Genomic DNA, 8,111 nt, shown 5'->3' with positions numbered 1-8,111 from the left:
CACGCCCTCCCGGTCGGTGGTGTGATCCTCCGCGAAACGACGGTCCCCCGTCGCATCCGGCACGTACTTCACACAGACAACGATCCTCAAGCTCATGAGCGGTTCTCCTGTAACGGGTGCACTGGTCCATGGCCTCAGGTCATGCCCAGGGTACTGAGTGCCAAGTCCGGCCCGGCCGCACCCTGCGAGCAGCAAGCGCCGCCTGGACCGGCATGCCGTGTCGGCTCTCTTCGACTGACGTCAGAGGCTTCACCGAGAGAATACGGCACTCAGTACCCCGCGTAAAGGAACTCAGTACCCTTCGCCCGTCGTCGAGAGGCCCGCAGCCGCGCGGCAAGGTTTCCGCAAGCACCGTCCAGAACGCGGCATGGAATCCGCCAGACCTCGCGGGCACACCCCCGGCGGGGCAACCGATCGGAGGCCCCGACCGGGATCAAGGAGGGGGAACGAGATGACCTTGGTGCACGGGGAACAGCACACGACGGTCGGCGGTGGCCGGCGATGGGCGACGCTGCCGGGCTGCAAGGAGGTGCTGGTGGTCGCGCAGACCGCCGTGTACGCCCAGCGGCTCCACGACATCTACACCCTGCTCGGCGCGGACCTGCGGATCCACGTGACGTTCACGGTGGCGCCGCACGCGTTCAACGGGGGCGCCGAGACGCACATCCGGCTGCTCGGCGGCACCGTGCTGCCGTGGGAGGAGGCCGTCCGGCGCGAGTTCGACCTGGTACTGGCCGCCGGCTCGCAGGGGCTGGAGCAGCTGCACGGGCCGCTGGTCCGGCTGCCGCACGGCGCGCGGCACATCAAGCTGTCCCGCACGCCCGGCCCCGGCGGCGAGCGCACCGCCAGCGGACTCGGGCCGGAGTACGTCGTCTGGAAGGGCCGGGTGGTCCCGGAGTCGTACGCGCTGGCGCACCAGGACGACCTCGCCGAGCTGGCCCGCGGCTGCCCGGAGGCGCTGCCGGTCGCCGAGGTCGTCGGCGACGCCTGCTACGACCGGATCGCCGCCGCCCTGCCCGCGCGGGAGCGCCACCGGGCGGCGCTGGGGCTGCGGCCCGACGAGAAGCTGGTGCTGGTCTGCTCCACCTGGGGATCGGGCTCGCTGTTCACCCGGCTCGACGCGGTACTGCCCCGGCTGGCGGCGGAACTTCCCCGGCACGGCTACCGGACGGCCCTGCTCGTCCACCCCAACGTGGCCGCCGCGCACAGCCCCTGGCAGGTCCGTTCGTGGGCCATGGCCACCGCGCGGGGAGCGGTCACGGTGATCCCGCCGGAGGCGGACTGGCGGCCGCTGCTGGTCGCCGCCGACTTCATCATCGGCGACCACGGCTCGGTGACCCTCTACGGCGCGATGACCGGAGCGCCGATCCTGCTGGCCCAGTACCCGCACCGGGACGTCAACCCGCGCTCGCCGGGCGCGCTGCTGGCCCGCACCGCGCCCGCGCTCGACCCCACCCACCCGCTGACCGGCCAACTCGCCTACGCGGCCGCGCAGTACCGCCCCGAGGAGTACACCGCCATCGCCGACGGGATCACCTCCGAGCCCGGCCGGTTCGACCGCAACATGCGACGGCTGCTCTACCGCGTGGTCGGCCTCGGCCAGCCCGCCCACGAACCTGAGCCCCCGGCGCTGCCGCTGCCGGCCCCACTCGACGGCCCGCCGGCACCGGTGCCGCTCGCCTCCGGGCGGGCATGACGGTGGCCGCACTGCACACGGTGCGCCTCACCCCGGCCGACGGTCTGGTGCCGTCGGCCGGGCTCCCCGCCACGCTGTTCGAGGCCCGGATCCACTCCCCCGCCGGCGCCTGCCACGGTCTGCTGACCAGCTGCCTGCCACCGGACCCGGGCGCCGACCAGCCCCGGCGCGCCTTCGTGGACGAGCACCTCGCGCTCGACCTCACCGGGCCGGACGCCGCCCGGTGGCGCCACCACGCCGACGTCCTCCACCTCGGCACGGCCACCCCGGAGGGCGCGCTGGAGCAGCTGACCGAGGCGCTGCGCACCCACCCCGGCTGCGCGGTGGTCACCGCCGACTGCGGTGCCGGGACGGTACTCGTCCTCGCCCGCACCGGCGGACGGCTGGCGATGCGTCTGCGGGACGGCACGAGCGGCCCGCGCTCGTCCTGGCAGCGGCTGGCCATCGGCTCGCTCGCGCACGCCTGGCTCGCGGCGGGCCGCGGGCTGGCCGAACTCACCGGCATGGCCACCTCGGCCTACTACTCCTACGAGTTGCTCGACACCTGCCTCAGCCGTCCGCCGCGTGCGGCCCATCGGAGTCATCAGAGCCATCAGGGTCGCCGGGACCGCCGGGATCGCCCGGGCGGGGGGTGAGGCCCGGACCGTCGTCCAGCGCACCGATGCGGCCGGCCAGTCTGGCCGCATCGGGCGCGCCGAGCTCCCGGTAACCGGTCAACGACGCCTGGAACCGGGCCCTCGCCTCGGCCGTCCGGCCCCTCAACCGCTCCAGCTCGCCGGAGAGTTCCAGCACCCGCGCCTCCCAGAGGCGCGCGCGTCCGGCCCGGAACCCGTCGAGCGCCTGCGCGAAGCAGCGCTCGGCGGGCCCGTACGCGCCGAGCGCGCTGTGCGCCTGCCCGAGGAACGCGAGCGCGCGGGCCGCCTCGTACGCGTCCGGGATCTCGGCCAGCTCCCGATGGGCTGTGGTGATGATGCCGACGGCCTCCTCCGCACGCCCTGCGGCGAGCAGGACGTCGCCGAGACTCAGCCGGGCCAGCGCGGCGCCCCGCACCAGGCCCTTCGCCGCCCGAATCCCGGCGGCCTCGTCGAGGCAACCGGCCGCCTCGGCCAGTCGGCCCGCCGTCCGGTGGGTCTGGCCCAGACCGTACAGCGCGTCCGCCTCCGCGAGGGGGGCGGCCGAGCACCGCGCCAGTTCGAGCGCCTCGGCGAACCAGTCGGCGGCCTCCTCGTCCTCCCGGGCGTTGCGCAGCCCGTGGCCGCCCGAGGTGAGCAGCCGCAGCTCGCCCGCCCGGTGGCCGGCCGCGCGGGCGGCGGCCAGACCGGTCCGGTGCGCCTCCACCCAGAGCCGCGCCGGGCGTAAGCGCAGGAACAACGGCCACATGGCGTCGGCCAGTTGCCAGGCCGTGGCGTGCCGACCGGTCTCGGCGGCCCAGCGCAGCGCGGCCATCAGCCGGTCGCGTTCGACGTCCAGCCAGCCGAGCGCCTCGTCCTCGTCCTCGAACACCCTTGCCGGGCGGGCCGGTTGACCCGCGTAGTCGCGGGGCAGCGTGCGGTGGCTGGGGCTGATGAGCTCCTCGGCGGCGGTGGCGGACGCCAGGTACCAGTCGAGGACGCGGTCTGCGGCCGTCCGGCCGGGCGGACCGTCGCGCAGGGGCTCGCCGCAGGCCCGGGCGTGCAGCTTCACCAGGTCGTGGAAGCGGAAGCAGCCGTCGCTCAGCTCCTCCAGGAGATGGACATCCATCAGCCCGTCGAGCAGCCGATCCGCCTCGGGCGCCCGCAGGTCGCCGGCCACACAGGCCACCTCCAGGGTGAACTCGGCGAACGGCAGCAGCCCCAGCAGGCCGTAGAGCCGGGCCGCGTCCGCCTCCAGCACCTCGAAGGACGCGTCCAGGACGTTGCGCACGGTCTCCCCCTCCACGTCGAGTGTCGCCAGCCGATCCGCATCCTGCCCCAGCGCCCGCGCGGTGACCGCGAGCCGCTGGACCGGGCGCGCCGCGATCCGGGCGGCCGCCAGGCAGATCGCGAGGGGCAGGTCCGCGCAGCGTTCCACCACCTCGGCCGCGGCCGCCTGTTCGGCGGCCACCCGGCCTTCGCCCACCCGTTGGGCGAGGATCTGCGCGGACGCGGCGCGCGCCAGCAGCCCCAGCGGGTGGAACACCGCGCCGTCTATCCCCAGCCCGGTCAGCCGGCGGCGGCTCGTCACCACGACCACCGTGTGCTCCGAACCCGGCAGCAGCGGGCGGACCTGCGCGGCCGTGGACGCGTTGTCGAGCAGCACCGCGATCCGGCGATCCGCCGCCACGGACCGCCACAGCGCCACGCCCTCCGCCAGGTTCCCCGGCACCGGACCGACCCCGAACGCCCGCAGGAACCCGCCCAGCGCCTCCACCGGATCCACCGGCCCGCCCGGGGCATGCCCGCGCAGATCCGCGTACAGCTGTCCGTCCGGAAACCGCCCGGACAGCCCGCGCAGCCACTGCGCGGCCAGCGCCGTCTTCCCCACCCCGGCCGGCCCGGTCACCACCACCGTCACATCCGCCGCCGCGGGCTCCGCGACCGACGCCCCCAACGACTCGTCCAGCGCCGCGAGATCACCCTCCCGGCCGACCAACCGTCTGGGCACCGGCGGGAGTTGCCGCGGCACGGGAAGCGCGGGCGCGTGCAGGTGAACCCCGCCGTGGATGGCCCCGGCCTGCACCACGGTCCCGGTGACGCGGGCGTCCTCGATCGAGTTCCGCTGGACCGACGCCGGAAGATCCGCCTCGCTCACCGGCGGCCCCCGCCACCCGCGTTCGCCGTTGGTGCCATTGGTGCCGTTGGTGCCATCGGTTTCCCCCGCCCGCAGACCAAAGCATCCGAGTGGTGGCGCCGTTTCGTTGATCAATTACCGTACGGCCACTACCACATGAATCACAGTCATATCGAGAATTCGTTGGAAGCGCTACTCCCGGAACAGGCCCAGTGCTATAGCCCGAGCCCCCGGAGACATGCGATGCTCACCTGCGACACGGCAAGCTGGTAGCCAACCGGCGGGGGGCGTCGAATTGGAGTTCCATCTCCTTGGTTCAGTTGAACTGTCGGTGAACGGGAGGGTGTTGCCGCCTGGTCCGGGCAAGCAGCGCCTCCTGCTGGCGGCCTTGGCGCTGGATGTCGGCAAGCCGCTGTCCCATGAATCACTTGCGTACCGCCTTTGGGGTGAAGACCCACCTCCAAGCGCGGTTGGCAGCCTCTACAGCCATGTGTCACGCCTTCGGGGCAATCTCCTCAGGGCCACCGAGGGCAAAGGACTGGACCACCCGGGTGAGGCCGCCGAAATAGACACCCAATCGCACACGTACGTACTCAGGGTGGACCCCCAGCTGATCGACTGGCACCGCTATACCGACCTCTCCCGCCGGGCCCGCACCCTCGCCGACAACGGCGAGGACACCCAGGCCCGCACCGTGCTGAGCCGCGCCGAGGAGCTGTGGCGCGGCGAGCCACTGGCCGGCCTCCCCGGCTCGTGGGCCCAGGCCACCCGCACCACCATGACCGACCAGCGCCTGGCCACCACCCTCCTGCGCGTCGAGGTCGAACTGCGCCTCGGCCGCTTCAGCGACCTGGTCCCCGAGCTCACCGCCCTCCGCGAACAGCGCCCCACCGACGAACGCCTCGCCGGCCACCTGATGACCGCCCTCTACGGCTCCGGCCGCCAGGCCGAGGCACTCGGCGTCTACCCCGCGGTCGTCCGCCTCCTACGCGCCGAACTCGGCACCGCCCCCGGCGAGTGGCTCACCCGCCTGCACGACCGAATGCTGCAGAACCAACCGGTCTCCGAATTGCCGATCAGCTCAGGGCGGCGGACAGGCAGACACGGTATGCCGAAGAGGTCTACCGAACCGGTCGGTACATCAAATCTTCCTGCCAGGACCAGACTTGTCGGACGCGCCAAGGAGATCCGCCGCCTCCTGCCGAACCAGTTCTCGGCGGCGACAAGCGGCGGTGTCGTCACCGTGGAGTCCATCGCCGGCATGGCGGGGGTGGGTAAGACCGCACTCGCTCTCAGCGTGGCGCATCTGCTGCAGGCCGACTTTCCCGACGGACAGTACTACGTACGCCTCCGCGCCCACGCAGAATTGCAACATCCCCTCAGCTTGGCCACCATCTCAACCACCGTACTCAGACTGCTCGGTGTCAAAGCGTCCGAGCTGCCGTCGACCCCGGACAAGCTCGCCGGACTGTGCCGCACGCTCTTGTCCGAGCGGCGAGCAGTCCTGGTCCTCGACGACGCGGTGGATCCGGGGCAGGTGAGACCAATACTGCCTGCCGCCCCCACCTCCTTGATCATCGTCACCAGCCGTCGAAGCCTCACGGAGCTTCCAGGGACCCGCTCACTCTTCCTGGACACCCTCCCTGTCGGTGATGCCATAGACCTGTTCGGCCAGCTCGTCGGGGAGGAACGGGCCCATGAGCGAGCCAAGATTGCCGAGGTGGTCCGCCAGTGCGGGCTACTGCCCCTTGCCATCGAGCTGGCCGCAAGTCGACTCAGGGCGCGGCCGTCCTGGTCACTGGACACTCTGATCCAGCGCCTCTCCAAGAAGAACGGCCGACTCTCCGAAATACGCGACGGCTTCGTCACCATCGCCTCAGTGTTCCAACTCTCCTACCAATCGCTGTCCACTGAGCAGCAACAAGCCTTTCGCAGGCTGGGCCTGCACCCGGGACCGGACTTCGGTCTCCACTCCGCAGCCGCGCTGATCGGGCAACCGCTGGATCTGACCGATCAAATATTGGAGAGCCTCCTCCAACTGAATCTCATCCAGGAACGCTCGCCGGAGCGCTACCAGTTCCACGATCTCCTCCATGAATACGCCGTCGCACTGGCGCACCAGGAGGAGAGCGCCGAGGCCCGTGACGCCGCCCTGCGCCGCCTCGTCGGCCTGGCGCTCCACGCGACCGACCGCGCCGACCATGCCGCCTATCCCAACAGGCCTCGACTCAATCTTCCGACGATCTATCAATTCTTCTATCTAGAAGATCTTTTGGATGATCTAGAGCTGTCCGAAACCACCGTCGCACGACGGTGGCTGGAGGCCGAACACGCAAGCCTGACAGCACTTGAGGAAAGCCTACGAGGCGGCGGCCTGACCGAGGCCGGCGCTTGGCTCTCCCACCTCCTGGCCGGCCATCTCGACGCACAGGGCCACTGGGCGGACGCGCGTCAAGCTCACCTCGCAGGCGTCCTGCACTGGCGTGCCACGGCGAACAACCGGCATGAGGCATGGGCATTGATCGACCTTGGAGCGCCCCTTATCCACATGTCCCGCTACCTTGAGGCCTGGCAGACCCTTGACCACGCCCTCACGCTCGCCCGCACCGAGGGCGACGCCGAGGCCGTCGCCGAGGCCCTGGACAAGCACGCCAAGTTGCACTGGGCCCAGAGCGACCTGGCGTCCGCCCTGGCTGTTCAACAGGAGGCCCTGGAAGTGCGGAGGGCCACGGGTGATCACTGGAATATCGCCCGGTTCCTCTGCAACGTCGGCGTGATCCATTTTTGCATGGGGAATCACCAGGCGGCATTGGACGCTCTGACCGAAGCCCTGCCACATGCCCAGTCCTTCTCGGACTCAAGCCTGGAGTTCAAGATTCTCAACAATATCGGGGAGCTCCACCTCGGAATGCGCGACCGCAAGGCGGCACGACACGCCTTTGAGCGCATCATCAGAATAGGCGACGATTCGGTGTCGCAGCTCGACCTGGCCACTGTCAAGGTCAATCTGGCCGCCACAATCGATACACCCGACGAATTCGAGTCGGCCAGCGACCTCTACCGCTCCGCGCTCGCGACATTTCGTGAGCTCGGCAGCATCCGACACGAGGCCGACACCTGCAATGGGATCGGAGATCTCCTCAATACGCTCGGCAGCCACCACGAGGCGGCTAGCCATCACGAACGGGCACTGGCCCTGGCCCGCTCGGTCGGTGCCGCGAGGGAGGAAGCGGCCGCACTTCGAGGCATAGGAAGATCCGAATACTCGCTCGATAGTTTCGAACAGGCGATCGGCCATCTCAAGGAGGCAGCAGCCCTCGCCTATCAGATTCAGGCTCCGCACGAGGAGGTTCGAGCACGCGAACTGTTGACCGATGCATACCTTCGCGCAGGCAGCCTCGATGCAGCCCACACCACCGCCCGGAGAGCTCTGGAACTTCTCCGGTCACTAGAGGTGACAGATTCGATCAGCATTGATCATTTGACACGCGTAGTTCATCTTCCACGGAACTGAAGAGGCGTTCCGTAGAGGGGGTCAGAGTCGCGCATGTGACGCATTGATTCCCATGGGTCAGGGATGGAGTAGGATCCCCGCAGGCCACTCACCGAGGCACCTCATGCCGCGTGCTGCGTGGACTCGCCTAAAGCCCTGATCGCGCAGAATCGA

The 8,111-nt window shown here is 70.4% G+C and carries 4 protein-coding genes and 1 pseudogene; 3 read left to right on the top strand and 2 right to left on the bottom strand.

The features are described 5' to 3' along the window. A pseudogene (locus tag AB0P06_RS33625) lies at positions 1-96 on the bottom strand (electron transfer flavoprotein subunit beta); the annotation flags it as partial. A gap of 355 nt (positions 97-451) precedes the next feature. Between AB0P06_RS33625 and AB0P06_RS33620 the strand changes: the two are divergent. Together AB0P06_RS33620 and AB0P06_RS33615 are read left to right on the top strand one after the other, a co-directional pair. After that, entirely contained in the window at positions 452-1,696 is a 1,245-nt protein-coding gene (locus AB0P06_RS33620) for a hypothetical protein (protein WP_363614188.1), read from the top strand. Then, positions 1,693-2,331, top strand: coding sequence for a hypothetical protein (locus AB0P06_RS33615; protein ID WP_363614186.1), 639 nt, complete (start codon positions 1,693-1,695; stop codon positions 2,329-2,331). Before AB0P06_RS33620 ends, AB0P06_RS33615 begins: the two co-directional genes overlap by 4 nt. Here AB0P06_RS33615 and AB0P06_RS33610 read toward each other — a convergent pair. Next, a complete protein-coding gene (locus AB0P06_RS33610) occupies positions 2,246-4,465 on the bottom strand; it encodes a tetratricopeptide repeat protein (RefSeq protein ID WP_363614184.1) in 2,220 nt (739 codons plus the stop codon). The genes AB0P06_RS33615 and AB0P06_RS33610 overlap by 86 nt on opposite strands. A gap of 274 nt (positions 4,466-4,739) precedes the next feature. On the opposite strand from AB0P06_RS33610, the gene AB0P06_RS33605 reads away from it, so the two are divergent. After that, a complete protein-coding gene (locus tag AB0P06_RS33605; RefSeq protein WP_363614182.1) occupies positions 4,740-7,958 on the top strand; it encodes a BTAD domain-containing putative transcriptional regulator in 3,219 nt (1,072 codons plus the stop codon). Positions 7,959-8,111: the final 153 nt, after the last annotated feature.

It is taken from the genome of Kitasatospora sp. NPDC088351 (assembly GCF_040685575.1).
GTDB lineage: Bacteria > Actinomycetota > Actinomycetes > Streptomycetales > Streptomycetaceae > Kitasatospora.
This window is presented reverse-complemented; position numbering and strand designations above follow the sequence as displayed.